Source organism: Cupriavidus basilensis, assembly GCF_029335485.1.
Classification (GTDB): Bacteria; Pseudomonadota; Gammaproteobacteria; order Burkholderiales; family Burkholderiaceae; genus Cupriavidus; species Cupriavidus basilensis_E.
The window spans coordinates 14,722-27,762 of record NZ_JARJLM010000640.1 but is presented as its reverse complement, the minus strand read 5'-3'; the positions used below and the strand labels follow the sequence as shown (position 1 = coordinate 27,762).

Genomic DNA, 13,041 nt, shown 5'->3' with positions numbered 1-13,041 from the left:
TCGGGATGCGAGCGTGCCAGTTCGGCCAGACCGATCGTCGTGCCCGCGCCCGCCTTGTTCTCCACGACAAATGGCTGCCCCAGGAGCGCGGCGACGTGCGCGAACACGGTGCGGGCCACCGTGTCGGTGCCTCCGCCGGGCGGATACGGGACGATCAGGCGCACAGCGCGCGACGGATAGCTGTCGGCCCGCGCGGACAACGCCGGCGCGAGCAGCGCCGCGGCGGCGGCAAGCGTGAACTCTCTTCTTTTCATGACTGTCTCCTTGGGGCCGGGGTCAGACCGATGCGCTGCTCAGGCTGCGGCCGCCGCACACATACAGCACCTGCCCGGTCACGTAGCCCGAGGCGGGCGATGCGAAGAACCGCACCGCGTTGGCGACATCTTCGGCCTGCCCGATGCGCTGCATCGGCACCGTGCGCTGCAGGTCCTGCCGGACTTCGGGCGCGAGCGTGCCGAACAGGGGCGTCTCGACGATGCCGGGCGCAATGGCGTTGGCGGTGATGCCGCTGCGCGCGAACTCCAGCGCCAGGCTGCGGGTGAAGCTGACAACGCCGCCCTTGGAGGCCGAGTAGCTGGCCTGGCCGCGGTTGCCCAGCCAGGCGCGCGACGACAGGTTGACGATGCGGCCGAACTTCTGTTCGAGCATCGCGGGAAGCACCGCCTTGCAGCAGATGAACTGCGAGGTCAGATTGGTCTGGATGACGCGCTGCCAGAAGTCCAACGCCATCTTGGTCACGAGCTTGTCGCCGCCGATGCCGGCGTTGTTGACCAGCACGTCGATGCGGCCGTTGCGCGCCAGGAACTCCGCGGCGGCCGCCTGCACCTCCTCCATCGAGGTCACGCTGACACGCCTCGCCGAGACATCGGCACCGCCGGCGCGCAGTTCCTCGGCCGCGGCCTCGAGCGCATCGCCGTCGATGTCCCACAGTGCAAGGCGGCAGCCGGCCTCGGCCAGGCTGCGCGCGATGCCCAGGCCGATGCCCTTTGCACCGCCGGTCACGATCGCGCTCAGGCCGGCGAGGCCGGCGGGAGTGGCTTGGTCCGTCATGGTCGCTCCTTCCTCAAGCGGCGAGGATGTGAATGGAACAGGCGGCGTGGTCCACGCCCCAGATGCCCCCGCCCGTCACCTGGCTCAGCCCGATGCGCGCACCGCCGACCTGGCGCCGGCCGGCGCGCCCCTGCAGCTGCTCGCACAGCTCGACGATCTGCGCGACGCCCGTGGCGCCGGGCGGATGGCCCTTGGCGAGCAAGCCGCCGCTCACGTTCACCGGGATCCGGCCACCGAGCGCGGTGGCGCCGCTGGCCAGCAGCCGCGGCGCCTCGCCGCGCTCGCACAGGCCCAGCGCCTCGTAGTACAGCAGCTCGGAGATGGTGAAGGCATCGTGCAGCTCGATCAGGCTGAGGTCGCGCGGACCGACACCGGCCTGCTCGTAGGCCAGCCGCGCTGCGCGCCGCGTGATCTCCGCCTCGGTCATGTCGACCTGGTGGATCTCGAACAGGCCTGACTGCACCACCGAAGCCAGCACGCGCACCGGCTTGCCCACGCCTTGCGCGGGCCGCGTGCTCAGCACCAGCGCGGCGGCACCGTCCACCACGCCCGGGCAGCACTGCAGCAGCGTCAGCGGGTCGGCCACCATGCGCGAGGACAACACCTCTTCGCGCGTGACCTCGCGGCAGAACGTCGCGATGGGGTTGTGCACGCCATGGCGCCGGTTCTTCACCGACACATCGGCCAGTGCCTCGGCGGATATGCCATGCTCGTGCATGTAGCGCTTGGCGCGCATCGCATACAGCGCGGGCATGATCAAGCCGCGCCGGTTGTTCCAGTCGCGCCCGTTCAGCGGCAACGCACCTCCGCCCAGGCCGCTCAGGTGGTCCATGCCGAACACCAGCACCGTCTCGTACTGGCCGGCCCGCAATGCCTGCAGTGCCAGGTGGAAGGCGGTGGCGCCGCTGGAGCAGGCGTTGTCGATGTTGTAGACTGCCTCGCCGCCGGTGCCCAGCTCGCGCAGCGCGCGCTGCCCGGGCAGATGCCCACCCAGGGCATTGCCGCAATAGAACGCCTGCACATCGCGCAGGCCCAGGCCGGCGTCCTTCAGCGCGGCCAGGATGGCCGCCTGGGCCAGCGCTTCTTCGGTGAGATCGGGAAAGCGGCCGAAGTCGGAAATGCCGACGCCCGTGATCAGAGGTGCGCTCATGATGCGGTGCCCTTCAGCGGCTCGAAGGCATAGTCGGGCGTGCCGTCCGGCAGCGTGAACGCAACGGTGCGCACGGCGTCGCCGATGGCCGGCACAGTGTCGCCTTGCCACACCAGCCGGCCGAAGACCCTCAGGCCGTTCTCGAAATCCACCATGCCCAGGGCGTACGCGGGCGCCTTGCCCGGGTGGACCGTGGTGAAGGTGTACAGGCGGCCGCCCGTGCCCATGGCGACGGGCTCCGCCGCTTCGCCGGCCTGAAGGAACTCAGGCGGCGGAAAACGCAGCCCGCCGGTGCCGCGGTAGCGTGCGGCCAGCAGGGTCATGCCCTGCGCGTCATTCCGGAAGTGCGTTTCTGGATATTTCGTGATTTCCATGAATTGCCTTATCGTTTTAGATTTACTAGAGTTCAGTGCCGGCAGCTGATATCCTGGATTAACTAGAACCCAGTGTAGCCAGCTGATATCGCTGTGAACAAGGCAGTTTTTTCTTCGTTATTTTTTAGAAAAACTAAATTAAATGAACCGTATCCGCCTCCCCTTGCTTGGGCTGCGGGCCTTCGAGGCCACCGCGCGCCATCAGAGCGTCTCCAACGCTGCGGCAGAGTTGTGCGTCACGCCCGGTGCGGTCAGCCAGCAGGTGAAGCTGCTCGAGGAACTGGTTGGCGTGCCGCTGCTGCGGCGCAAGGGCCGGTCGATCGAGCTGACGGATGCGGGTCAGGTGCTGCGCCCGGCGCTCACGCAGGCGTTCCAGACCATCGAGCTGACGCTCAACGCCATCGCGCGCGGGCCGCGCCACGACACGCTGAAACTGTGCCTGATGCCCACGCTGGCGGAGAAGTGGCTGGTGCCGCGCCTGTCGCGCTTCCACGGCGCGCATCCGGAACTCGACATCCAGCTCATGACCAGCTTCCGCGAAATCCGCTTCGAGGCGGAGGACGTCGACATGGCGTCCTTCGTCGGCAAGACCCTGCCCGCGGGTCTGGAGGGCCTGCGGCTGTTCGATGACGCCTTTCAGCCGGTCTGCAATCCGTCGTTCCTGCGCGGCCCGCAGCGCCTGAGCACCCCCGCCGACCTGTCGAAGGTGACGCTGCTCCACTCCGTGCGCCGCATGGACGACTGGCAGCGCTGGCTCGGCCTTGCCGGGTTGTCTGGGCTGAAGCCGCAGCGCAGCCTCTCGTTCGAGAACTCCTCGCTGGCCATCCAGGCGGCTATCGACGGACTCGGCGTTGCGATGGTGCAGCGCGAGTACGTTGGGGAACTGCTGAAGGTCGGCGTGCTTGTCGCGCCCTTCGACTTCGTGGGGCGCAGCGACACCGGTTACTACCTGGTCTGGTCGGCCGCGCGCGCAACGACGCCTGCCTTCCGGTCTTTCCTCGAATGGGTGAAGCAGGAGGCGGGCCGGGGAACGGCCTGAGGTCGATTGCGGCGCAAGAAGGCGCTGGCGATGCCCGTCTGGCATCGCCAGCGGCAGCGCTACTTCGCGGTGGCCGCGCGGGCGAGGGCCGCATCCTGCTCGGGCATGCCACCCGACGCCCCCAGCCCGCCGATCAACTGGCCATCGTCGTCGAACAGGGGCACACCGCCCCCCACGAGCAGCAGGCCGCCGCTGTGGATGTGGTCGAAACGCAGAACCGGTTTGCCCAGTTCCAGCGGCGCGTTCAGGGCGTCGGTGGGCGCCTGGAACATCACCGACGTGCGTGCCTTCGCAATGGCCAGTTCGTTCGACGCCAGCCAGGCGCCATCCATCCGGGCGAAAGCCACCAGGTTCGCGCCCTTGTCAAGGACCGCGAAGACCGCCTTCATGCCGGCCGCTTCGGCGGCGGCACGGCCCTTGGCCACGAGGCGCTGCGCGTCTTCGAGGGTGATGTCAGGCATCCTGGGTCCACTCCGTTTCCTGCCACTGCCTGGCGACGGCGATCGTGCCGACAGGGCGCATCGTGCGATAGGGATGCACCTCGGCCGGAATGATCTCGACCATCGCGTCGATCATGTCCTGCGGATCGGACTGATCCGCGAGGGCGCCTCCGAAGTCGGGCATGGGAACGACGGCGCGGTCGGCGTCGTACCACTGCACATGGCTTTCCGCACCGGTGTCGTTGAAGCCGGTGCCGAACACGCCGGGGTTCACGGTCGCGACCTTGACGCCGTACGGTGCCAGCTCGGCCTTCATGGCCCCGGCGATGCCTTCGATGGCGTGCTTCGTCGCGCAGTACACGCCCACGAACGGAATCACGAGGATACCGCCCATCGACGAGGTCCACACCACCTTGCCGGACTTGCGCGCCACCATCTTCGGGACGATGCCCTGCGCCAGCTTCATGTGACCGAAGACGTTGATCTCGAACGATTCGCGCACCCGCTCCATCGGGATATCGATGATGGACCCGCTCTCCATCGCGCCGGCATTGAGCACGAGCACATCGGGGTCGTAACCCGTGGCGTGCGCGATATCGATGCCGTCGAGGAGGTTGAGCTTGATGACTTCGAGCTTGACGCCAGCGCTTGCGGCGTCCGCGCGCAGGCTCCGTACCTGAGGCCAGGTTTCGGCCGCCGCGACGACTTCGTGCCCGCGGCGGGCGAGTTCAATCGCCGCGCCACGACCGAAGCCGGAGCTGGCGCCGGTGATCAGGATTTTCTTTGACATGGGTTCCCCTTCTTTCTCACTGTCTGATGCCGATGCGGCCCCCATACGGGGGTCGTTTGCAGAACCAGATTTCCAGCCCCGCGTCCTTTAATGTAGCTATCCGCCTGCTCAGCAACAAGGCAGCTTTGTTGCTGAAATCTTTTAGTCAGCCTAAATCAACGGGCCGTGCCCGCGGTCCGCTTCCAAGCCTGCGGACCTTTGCCACGCAGGTCTTCCGGAGTACACCGCGAGCCAGGTTTGAGGCCTACTGCGGCGCAAGGGTCGCCGCGATGGCCGCGCGCATGGCCTCGCGATGCGGGTCGAGCAGGCGATCGTGGTTGGCGTTGTAGTTCCGCAGCGCCAGCGCGAGCAGCATGGGCGCATCGGCCGCGGGGATGCCGCGGTCGTGCAGATCGGTGCGCCACCCCTGCGCCTGGAAGTCACGCGCCACGTGCGCGGCGACACGCTCGGCCAGTTCGGCATCGGCGCTCCCATCCGGCAGCGCCATGCCGAGCGCTTCGCCCAGCGCGCGCGTCACGTCCGGAACGCAGGCGCCGAGCGCGCGGATCATGGCCGGCGCGAACGCGGCGTAGCCGCGCGGCTGCGTTACCCCGTCGTAGTGGTTGAAGACGGCGACGGCCGAGGCGTAGGCGGCGCGCGCCAGCAGATGGCAGGACCATGGGCGACCGCCGTCTTCCTCGTCGCGGTTTTGCAGCAGCCCGGCAGCGCACAGGTCGATCAGCGCGGCGGCGCCGCCCTCCGGGCCCAGCCTCGGGTAGGACTTCCGGGCGAGGTGCCACGCATGGCGTCGGCTGGCCTGGGCCAGCGGATTGGTCGTCTCGAGGGCCCCCATGCACATGAGGCCCCACCAGTAGATCTCGAAGCTGGTGGATCGGGCCAGCGTCAACGGCGCTGTCGCAAGCGCGCGGGAATCCCAGAACACCGCCCGCGGGCGCGTCTTCGGATCGAAGAATTCGAGGTGGTGCGCATCGCCGCGGTAGCGCACGGCCGAGCCGCCGCGGTTCTGCGCCGACGTGGGCGAGGTCAGCACATTGAAGATAGGCATCTTCGGCGACGCCAGGCGCTGACTGACGGCTGGCGCGTTCTCACGGTGAACGGTTGCCATCTCCAGCAAGGGGCGGTTCTCGCCAAGCAGCATGGCCACCACCCTTGCGCCCTTGATCACGCTGCCCGCCCCCACCGCGATCAGCGCATCTGCATCGAGCTCACGCGCCTTGGCCGCGGCTTCTTCGATGGACTCCGCCGGCGCGCCTTCGGAGATCCCGGAGAAGATGCCTGCGACACGGCCGCCGGCCAGCGTCTCGATCCGCTGCGTCAGGTCGGTGCGCTCATGCACACTACGCCCGCACAGGATCAGCGCGCGCGATGCGCCAATGCGTTGCAGTTCCCGGGGCAGCGCGGCCAGCGCGTTGTCTCCCGCATGGACCTTCAGCGGATAGTTGCGCGCGTGGAAGTTGTGGGTGATGGATTCGTCCTGGTGCATGTCGAGGCGATGGGCAAGTGAAGTAGTGCAACCAAGCGTAGAGACAGGCGCGCCGGACCACAATGCATTTTCCGCCCCGCTTTCGTTAAGCTGGCCTATAGCGTCGGCTGCCGCCGGGCATCGCTGGCGGCCAGCAGCACACCTGCGGCGCAGCCGCCCGCGCGCAGCGTGGCCCGCACGGCCACATACGCCAGCACGCCGATCACCGCCTCGCCGGCGAAGCTGCCGTGGGATTGAACGTCCTGGTCGGCATCAATGGTCAACTGTCGCTGGGGCACGGCGTCTTCTACGCGCTAGGCGCCTACACCGTGGCCATCCTCATGGATCGCTACGGCATGCCCTATGGATGGTCGCTGCCGGCCAACATCTGCTCGCGTTGCTTCGGGCCAAGAATCGCTGTGCAGGGGCCCGTCAGAAGGCAAGGCGCGCAATGCCCGTGCATGAGCACCACCACCTGCGCGAAGTGGCCAGCATCGCCTGAACGCCATTCCCCAGAGCACAGGAACCGCAGCCATGCAAAACGGCCGCACTCTCGGCAGGACCGTGCTGCTGCTCGCGTTCCGGGCCTGCATGCTCATCCCGCTGGGCGCGGGCATCCGGTCGCCCCCCCGGCAAGGCCATGACGCGGTTCAGCTGAGCGCCCGCGCCGGCCGTCCGCTGCATCCCGGTCCGTCAATGCAGCGGCCGCCGGCGCAGCCCATGGAGCTGGTTCCGGATCGTCGATGCAGCGGGCTCCATCCATGACTGTGATCCCGCGCCATAGCGCTATCTGTATTTGCTTTGCGGCGCCTGGCAAGCGCTTCTTCCGGCTCTGCAAACTGAGCTTTAGCGGTTCCGCAAGAACTGTATCCTTCGCGGGCAGGCTGCAGTCCCTACGCTTGTCCGTAGTGTCGCGCGACACGCCGGCGTGCCGGCGGCAACCCCACGGAGAGCACATCGATGCACGGACTCACAGCGCTGGAACTCGCTCGAATCCAGTTCGGATTCACGGTTTCCTTTCACATCTTATTTCCCGCCATCACGATCGGGCTGGCATGTTTCCTGGCGTTCCTGGAAGCACGCTGGCTCTACACCCAGGACGCCGTGTACAAGACCCTGTACCAGTTCTGGATCAAGATCTTCGCATTGAACTTCGGCATGGGGGTCGTTTCCGGCCTGGTCATGGCCTATGAGTTCGGTACCAACTGGTCGGGCTTCTCGCAGTTTGCGGGGGGCGTCACCGGACCGCTGCTGACCTACGAGGTGCTGACCGCCTTCTTCCTGGAAGCGGGCTTCCTCGGCGTGATGCTGTTCGGCTGGAACCGCGTCGGGCCGGGGCTGCATTTCTTCTCGACGGTGATGGTGGCGCTCGGCACCATGATTTCCTCCACCTGGATCCTGGCGTCCAACAGCTGGATGCATACGCCTGCCGGCTACGTCATCGTTGCCGGCAAGGTGGTGCCGACCGACTGGCTCGAGGTGATCTTCAACCCGTCGTTCCCCTACCGCCTTACGCACATGGTCATCGCCGCGCTGCTGTCCACTGCACTATTCGTGGCGGCATCGTCGGCCTGGCAATTGCTGCATGACCGTGCCGTGCCCGCCGCCCGCAAGATGCTGTCGATGGCCCTGTGGATGGTGCTGATCGCGGCGCCCGTTCAGGCGGTGGTGGGTGACGCCCACGGCCTGAACACGCTGGAGCACCAGCCCGCCAAGATCGCGGCGATGGAAGGGCACTGGAACACCGCCGCCAGGAATGACAAGGGCGGCTTCCCGCTGATCGTCATCGGCATTCCGGACATGGAGCGCGAGGAAACCCGCTACGCTATCGAGATCCCGCGCCTGGGCAGCCTGATCCTGACGCACAGCCTTGACGGCCAGATCCGTGGCCTGAAGGACTTCCCCAGGGAAGACCGCCCCAATGCCACGGTGCTGTTCTTCACCTTCCGCGCCATGGTTGGCCTGGGCGTGGCAATGATCCTGTTCGGCCTGCTGGGATGCGTACTGCGCCGCAACGGCGCCCTGTACCGGTCCAGGGCATTCCTGCGCCTCGCGGTGCTGATGGGCCCCGCCGGCCTGATCGCGCTGCTGGCCGGCTGGATGACCACCGAGATCGGCCGCCAGCCGTGGGTGGTCTATGGGCTGCTGCGTACCCATGATGCCGTTTCCGCGCATGCGGCTGGCCCGGTGGCGCTGTCGCTGGCGCTGTTCGTGGCGGTCTACTTCGTCTGCTTCGGCGTGGGCATCCGCTACATGCTCAAGCTGGCCAGCGCCGGCCCCGCCCCTGGCACGCATCCGCACGACGAGCCGTCCTACGGCCCGGGCAGCGTCGTTCCCGCGGCCATCGCCGCGGCTTGCGCACCCAACGCGATGGCCCGGCACGGCCGCCGCGAAATCTGAACTGGTGATCGACATGGGTATCAACCTTCCCGTTATCTGGGCCGCCCTGATCTTCTTCGGCGTGATGATGTACGTCGTCATGGACGGATTCGATCTTGGCATCGGCATTCTCTTCCCCTTCGTCGGCGACCGCTATGACCGCGACGTCATGATGAACACGGTGGCGCCGGTCTGGGACGGCAACGAAACCTGGCTGGTGCTGGGCGGCGCGGCGCTGCTGTGCGCCTTCCCGCTGGCCTACTCGGTGCTGCTCACTGCCTTCTACCTGCCGCTGATGTTCATGCTGATGGGGCTGATCTTCCGCGGCGTGGCCTTCGAGTTCCGCTTCAAGGCGAGCGACCGCAGCCGCCCCTACTGGGACGCCGCCTTCACGTGGGGCTCAGTCACTGCGGCCTTCTTCCAGGGCGTGACGCTGGGCGCCTATATCGACGGCATTGCCATGGAAGGCACCACCTTCACCGGCGGCGCGCTCGACTGGCTGGCGCCGTTCCCGGTTTTCTGCGGCGTGGGCGTGGTGATTACCTACGCCTTCCTCGGCGTCACCTGGCTCATCATGAAGACCGAGGGCCGGCTGCAATGGACCATGCTGCGCGTGACCAACGTGCTGACCGGCGTGATGCTGGCGATGGTCGCCGCGGTCAGCGTGTGGACGCCGCTGACCCATCCGGAGATCGGGCAGCGCTGGTTCGCGCTGCCTGACCTGTTCTTCTTCCTGCCGGTGCCGCTGCTGGTGCTGGCCTCGGCCGCCGGCATCTATCGCGCCCTGCGTGGCAAGCCCAACGTGGCGCCGTTCCTGTACGCGCTGCTGATGATCTTCATGGGCTATACCGGGCTGGCCATCAGCATCTGGCCCAACATCATCCCGCCGTCGATCACGATCTTCGATGCGTCGTCGCCCCCGCAAAGCCAGGGCTTCGCGCTGGTCGGCACCCTGTTCATCGTGCCGATCATCCTGGCCTACACCGCATGGTCGTATTACGTGTTCCGCGGCAAGGTCAAGCGCGGCGAGGGCTACCACTGATGGCCGGCATCGTGCGCTCACGGCTGGCGGCCCGTCTTGGCTGGCTGCTGGTCCTCTGGCTGGCGGGCGTCGGCACGGTCTTCGTCTGCGCCAGCCTGATGCGGCTGCTGATGCGTGCGGCCGGGCTTGCCAGCTGAAGTCATGCCGTCCTCCAGCCTGCTTTCCCGCTCGGCGCCGTTCACGCTCGGCGCGCTGGCAACGATACGAGGCGAATATCCAGAGCTTCGGCCGTGGATCCATTCCCTCAAGGTATTCGGTGCCGCGATGCTGGCGCTTTACGCGGCGCTGGCGCTTGGCCTGCCGCGTCCCTACTGGGCCATGGCCACCGTCTACCTGGTGTCCAGCCCGCAGGCCGGCGCCACCTATGCCAAGGGCACCTTCCGCATTGCCGGTACGCTGCTGGGCGCCATCTGCGCAGTGGCGCTGGTCCCCTGGCTGGTCGACGAGCCCGTGCGGCTGATGGCGGCGATCGCGTGCTGGACCGGCACCCTGCTCTACCTGTCCCTGCTGGAACCGGCGCCGCGCAACTACATCTGCCTGCTGGCTGCCTATACGCTGCCGATCGTGGCGCTGCCGACGGTGGCCGCGCCGGCCACCGTCTTCGATGTGGCGCTCGCCCGGATCGAGGAAATCGTGATCGGCATCGTCTGCGCCAGCGTGGTCAGCGCCGTGGTCTTTCCCGTGAGGACAAGGCCGGCGCTGGCCGCGCGCGCATCTGCCTGGCTGGCCCACGCCTCGCGCTGGATCAGCGGCATGCTGGCCACTGGTGCCAGTCCGGCGCGTCGCCATGACAGCTTCAGCCTGCTTGCCGCCGATATCCTGGCGATGCAAACACAGATTGCCCAGCTGACCTATGAATCCGACGGCACGCAGACACTGCGCAGTGCCCGCGCCCTGCATCAGCGGATGGCAGCCATGCTGCCGCTGGTGCTGGCACTTGCCGATGCCGCCAGCGCCTTGCGCCGGCACCCTGCGGGCCTGCCCGACGCCGTCGCGCAACGGATGCGCGCCGCGCTGGCTTGGATCGCCGGCGAAGAAGGCGCGCGCCGGCCGGTGCCATCCTGGTTCCCGCCAGGCGCGGCGCAGGCCGCACCGGCGGACTGGCATGCACGGCTGGTCGCAACGACCTGTACCTACCTCGACGAACTGGCCGACCTGTGGCACGACTGCCGTCTGCTGCAGGCGAACCTGCGCCAGGGCGGGCGCGAGCCCGCCGCGCTGCGCTATCGCGTGGAAGCCGCCGGGCAGGCACGGCACCATGATCACGCCCAGCTGTTGTTCCGCGCAGCCACGGCCGGCTCGGCCGCGTTCGTGGCGGGCGTGCTGTGGATGCTGTCAGGCTGGGTGGACGGCGCCGTTCCGGTCGGCCTGGCCGCCCTTGCCAGCTGCTTCATCGCCACCACCGAGGAGCCGCGGCTGGTGGCCGGGCGGGTGATCGCATGGAGCGTGGCTTGTGCGCTGCTGTCCTGGTACTACCAGTTCGTGGTGCTGGTGCTAGCCCATGACTTTGGCTCGCTTGCCGCCTTGCTGTTTGGTCCCTGCCTGGTCATCGGCGCGATGACGACGCAGCCGCGCTTCGCGCTGTTCGGGGTGTTGCTGGCAGTCACGGCGGCGGCATTCCCAGGCCCGCAACACCTCAATGCCGCCAGTTTTGCCGGCATCTTCAACAGCAGCCTGGCGAGCATGGGTGCGCTGGCCTTCGCCGCCTTGTGGGCGGTGCTGATGCAGCCCTTCGGCCAGCAACTGGTGGCCTACCGGCTGGCCCGGGCAAACTGGGAAGAGATCGCGCTGGCGGCGCACCCGCGCGCGCCGGTCAATAGCGCCCGGCTGCGCGGCCGCATGCTGGACCGGCTGCTGCGCCAGTGGCCACCATTGATGCGGCGCAATAGTGCAAATGCCGGGCAGGCCGGCAGCGCCGTTGCCGACTTCCTCGTCGAATCCGCCGCGCTCGGTTTGCGACGCGCCTGCACGGGCCTGCCGGCGCCACGCCGCCGTGCCGTGGAACGCATGCTGGCAGAGGTCGCGCGCCACTACCGCCAGTGCTCGCGTGCCGGACATGCCCGCACGCCGCCACCGGAACTGGCCGTGCAGATCGACGAGGCCTTCGTAGCGCTGTCCGCAACGGCGCATGGCAGCCTGCGCCCCGCGCTGGCTGCGCTCGCCACCATCCGGCTGGCCCTGTTCCCGCATCATGCACCGATCGACGGAGGCCCCAATGCATGCCACTGAGTTCGACCTGTACGGCGTCTTCGTGCCGGCCACCGTGGCATGGATGCTGGCCGCGTTCGCCGTCACCGCCGGCGTGCGCACCGTGCTCGACCGGATCGGCTTCTATCGCATTGTGTGGCACCGGTCCCTGTTCAATTTCGCCCTCTATATCCTCGTACTGCGCGCAATCGTCGCGCTCGTCTGGCACGCTCCATCATGAATCGCAAGCTTTCTCTGATCGGCCCCGTTGTGGTGACCGTGGTGGCCGTGGGCGCCGCGGCGCTGGCCGCCTGGCATCTGTGGCAGTACTACACCGAAGCGCCATGGACGCGCGACGGCCATGTGCGTGCGGACGTGGTTCAGGTGGCCCCGGACGTCTCGGGCCTGGTCACGGCCGTGCTCATCGGCGGCAACGCCCGGGTACATCGCGGCCAGGTCCTGTTCGTGGTCGACCAGGACCGCTTCAGCCTGGCCCTGAGACAGGGGCAGGCCGAGGCCGCGTCGGCACGCGCGGCGCTGGTCCAGGCCCGGCGCAGCCCGGCGGGCACCGAGGCCGAGGCTGCCGCGCTGGCGCGGGTGGAAGACGCCGATGCCGCGGTGGATGTGGCCAGGCTGAACCTGGCCCGCTGCCGCGTGGCCAGCCCGGTGGACGGCTACGTCAGCGACCGCCTGCCGCGGGCTGGCGACTTTGCCACCCGCGGCAAGCCCGCCTTGTCGGTGGTGGCCAGTGGCTCGCAGTACGTGGAGGGCTATTTCGAGGAGACCAAGCTGCCCGCGATCCGCGTCGGCAGCCTTGCCGAAGTCCGCATCATGGGCCTGCGCACGCCCTTGCGCGGGCATGTCCAGAGCATTGCGCCCGGCATCGAGGACCAGGACCGCGGCAGCGGGCCGAACCTGCTTCCCAGCGTCAACCCGACTTTCAACTGGGTACGGCTGGCGCAGCGCATACCGGTGCGCATCTCGCTGGACCAGGTGCCGCCAGAGGTACATCTGATCGCCGGCCAGACCGCCACGGTCAGCATCCAGGGGCCGCGCGAATGAAGCGCGCGCGGGCGCGCCCGGCAAACTGTTCTGGTGCCGGTTCCGGCGATTTGTGCGCCTGCCCGG

Annotated in this window: 15 protein-coding genes and 1 pseudogene; 8 read left to right on the top strand and 8 right to left on the bottom strand. The window is 67.9% G+C overall.

The annotated features are described in order from the left end of the window. The 4 genes and pseudogenes from P3W85_RS39535 to P3W85_RS39520 all read right to left on the bottom strand — a co-directional run. A pseudogene (locus tag P3W85_RS39535) lies at positions 1-254 on the bottom strand (tripartite tricarboxylate transporter substrate-binding protein); the annotation flags it as partial. A 22-nt stretch (positions 255-276) separates the two neighbouring features. Beyond that, a complete protein-coding gene (locus P3W85_RS39530; RefSeq protein ID WP_276268815.1) occupies positions 277-1,050 on the bottom strand; it encodes an SDR family NAD(P)-dependent oxidoreductase in 774 nt (257 codons plus the stop codon). 13 nt (positions 1,051-1,063) lie between these two features. Next, complete coding sequence (locus P3W85_RS39525; RefSeq protein ID WP_276268814.1) at positions 1,064-2,200, bottom strand: thiolase family protein; 1,137 nt, start codon at positions 2,198-2,200, stop codon at positions 1,064-1,066. Continuing rightward, on the bottom strand, positions 2,197-2,574 hold the full coding sequence (locus P3W85_RS39520; protein WP_276268813.1) for a Zn-ribbon domain-containing OB-fold protein: 378 nt from the start codon (positions 2,572-2,574) through the stop codon (positions 2,197-2,199). Before P3W85_RS39520 ends, P3W85_RS39525 begins: the two co-directional genes overlap by 4 nt. A 142-nt stretch (positions 2,575-2,716) precedes the next feature. On the opposite strand from P3W85_RS39520, the gene P3W85_RS39515 reads away from it, so the two are divergent. Then, the gene (locus P3W85_RS39515; protein WP_035809178.1) at positions 2,717-3,613 is read left to right on the top strand and encodes a LysR substrate-binding domain-containing protein; all 897 of its coding nucleotides are present in this window, start codon (positions 2,717-2,719) and stop codon (positions 3,611-3,613) included. A 59-nt stretch (positions 3,614-3,672) separates the two neighbouring features. On the opposite strand, the gene P3W85_RS39510 is transcribed toward P3W85_RS39515, so the two are convergent. The 4 genes from P3W85_RS39510 to P3W85_RS39495 all read right to left on the bottom strand — a co-directional run bounded on the left by P3W85_RS39510 (position 3,673) and on the right by P3W85_RS39495 (position 6,604). Further along, a complete protein-coding gene (locus tag P3W85_RS39510; protein ID WP_276268812.1) occupies positions 3,673-4,074 on the bottom strand; it encodes a GlcG/HbpS family heme-binding protein in 402 nt (133 codons plus the stop codon). Beyond that, complete coding sequence (locus P3W85_RS39505; protein WP_276268811.1) at positions 4,067-4,888, bottom strand: SDR family oxidoreductase; 822 nt, start codon at positions 4,886-4,888, stop codon at positions 4,067-4,069. Before P3W85_RS39505 ends, P3W85_RS39510 begins: the two co-directional genes overlap by 8 nt. A gap of 199 nt (positions 4,889-5,087) precedes the next feature. Beyond that, positions 5,088-6,326 (bottom strand): iron-containing alcohol dehydrogenase, encoded by a 1,239-nt coding sequence (locus P3W85_RS39500; protein ID WP_276268810.1) that lies wholly within the window; start codon positions 6,324-6,326, stop codon positions 5,088-5,090. 95 nt (positions 6,327-6,421) lie between these two features. Then, a complete protein-coding gene (locus P3W85_RS39495; RefSeq protein WP_276268819.1) occupies positions 6,422-6,604 on the bottom strand; it encodes a hypothetical protein in 183 nt (60 codons plus the stop codon). Between P3W85_RS39495 and P3W85_RS39490 the strand changes: the two genes are divergently transcribed. The 7 genes from P3W85_RS39490 to P3W85_RS39460 all read left to right on the top strand — a co-directional run bounded on the left by P3W85_RS39490 (position 6,554) and on the right by P3W85_RS39460 (position 12,975). Next, a complete protein-coding gene (locus tag P3W85_RS39490; protein WP_276268809.1) occupies positions 6,554-6,949 on the top strand; it encodes a hypothetical protein in 396 nt (131 codons plus the stop codon). The genes P3W85_RS39495 and P3W85_RS39490 overlap by 51 nt on opposite strands. A gap of 316 nt (positions 6,950-7,265) precedes the next feature. After that, positions 7,266-8,705 (top strand): cytochrome ubiquinol oxidase subunit I, encoded by a 1,440-nt coding sequence (locus tag P3W85_RS39485; protein WP_017224754.1) that lies wholly within the window; start codon positions 7,266-7,268, stop codon positions 8,703-8,705. A 13-nt stretch (positions 8,706-8,718) separates the two neighbouring features. Continuing rightward, complete coding sequence (cydB, locus tag P3W85_RS39480) at positions 8,719-9,726, top strand: cytochrome d ubiquinol oxidase subunit II (RefSeq protein ID WP_276268808.1); 1,008 nt, start codon at positions 8,719-8,721, stop codon at positions 9,724-9,726. Continuing rightward, positions 9,726-9,863 carry a DUF2474 family protein gene (locus P3W85_RS39475; protein ID WP_276268807.1) on the top strand — a complete coding sequence of 46 codons (138 nt, stop codon included), beginning with the start codon at positions 9,726-9,728 and terminating at the stop codon, positions 9,861-9,863. The genes cydB and P3W85_RS39475 overlap by 1 nt, the downstream gene beginning before the upstream one ends. Before the next feature lie 4 nt (positions 9,864-9,867). Further along, positions 9,868-11,955 carry an FUSC family protein gene (locus P3W85_RS39470; protein WP_276268806.1) on the top strand — a complete coding sequence of 696 codons (2,088 nt, stop codon included), beginning with the start codon at positions 9,868-9,870 and terminating at the stop codon, positions 11,953-11,955. Then, a complete protein-coding gene (locus P3W85_RS39465; protein WP_276268805.1) occupies positions 11,942-12,154 on the top strand; it encodes a DUF1656 domain-containing protein in 213 nt (70 codons plus the stop codon). The genes P3W85_RS39470 and P3W85_RS39465 overlap by 14 nt, the downstream gene beginning before the upstream one ends. Further along, positions 12,151-12,975: a biotin/lipoyl-binding protein gene (locus tag P3W85_RS39460; protein WP_276268804.1), complete on the top strand. Its 825-nt coding sequence runs from the start codon at positions 12,151-12,153 to the stop codon at positions 12,973-12,975. Before P3W85_RS39465 ends, P3W85_RS39460 begins: the two co-directional genes overlap by 4 nt. Positions 12,976-13,041 lie beyond the last annotated feature (66 nt).

Bases quoted from the DNA above. Each gene is read 5' to 3' on its own strand.
- cydB (WP_276268808.1), top strand. From the start codon at position 8,719: ATGGGTATCAACCTTCCCGTTATCTGGGCCGCCCTGATCTTCTTCGGC.
- P3W85_RS39525 (WP_276268814.1), bottom strand. From the start codon at position 2,200: ATGAGCGCACCTCTGATCACGGGCGTCGGCATTTCCGACTTCGGCCGC.
- P3W85_RS39475 (WP_276268807.1), top strand. From the start codon at position 9,726: ATGGCCGGCATCGTGCGCTCACGGCTGGCGGCCCGTCTTGGCTGGCTG.
- P3W85_RS39485 (WP_017224754.1), top strand. From the start codon at position 7,266: ATGCACGGACTCACAGCGCTGGAACTCGCTCGAATCCAGTTCGGATTC.
- P3W85_RS39515 (WP_035809178.1), top strand. From the start codon at position 2,717: ATGAACCGTATCCGCCTCCCCTTGCTTGGGCTGCGGGCCTTCGAGGCC.
- P3W85_RS39465 (WP_276268805.1), top strand. From the start codon at position 11,942: ATGCATGCCACTGAGTTCGACCTGTACGGCGTCTTCGTGCCGGCCACC.
- P3W85_RS39530 (WP_276268815.1), bottom strand. From the start codon at position 1,050: ATGACGGACCAAGCCACTCCCGCCGGCCTCGCCGGCCTGAGCGCGATC.
- P3W85_RS39460 (WP_276268804.1), top strand. From the start codon at position 12,151: ATGAATCGCAAGCTTTCTCTGATCGGCCCCGTTGTGGTGACCGTGGTG.
- P3W85_RS39510 (WP_276268812.1), bottom strand. From the start codon at position 4,074: ATGCCTGACATCACCCTCGAAGACGCGCAGCGCCTCGTGGCCAAGGGC.
- P3W85_RS39505 (WP_276268811.1), bottom strand. From the start codon at position 4,888: ATGGGGGCCGCATCGGCATCAGACAGTGAGAAAGAAGGGGAACCCATG.
- P3W85_RS39500 (WP_276268810.1), bottom strand. From the start codon at position 6,326: ATGCACCAGGACGAATCCATCACCCACAACTTCCACGCGCGCAACTAT.
- P3W85_RS39520 (WP_276268813.1), bottom strand. From the start codon at position 2,574: ATGGAAATCACGAAATATCCAGAAACGCACTTCCGGAATGACGCGCAG.
- P3W85_RS39470 (WP_276268806.1), top strand. From the start codon at position 9,868: ATGCCGTCCTCCAGCCTGCTTTCCCGCTCGGCGCCGTTCACGCTCGGC.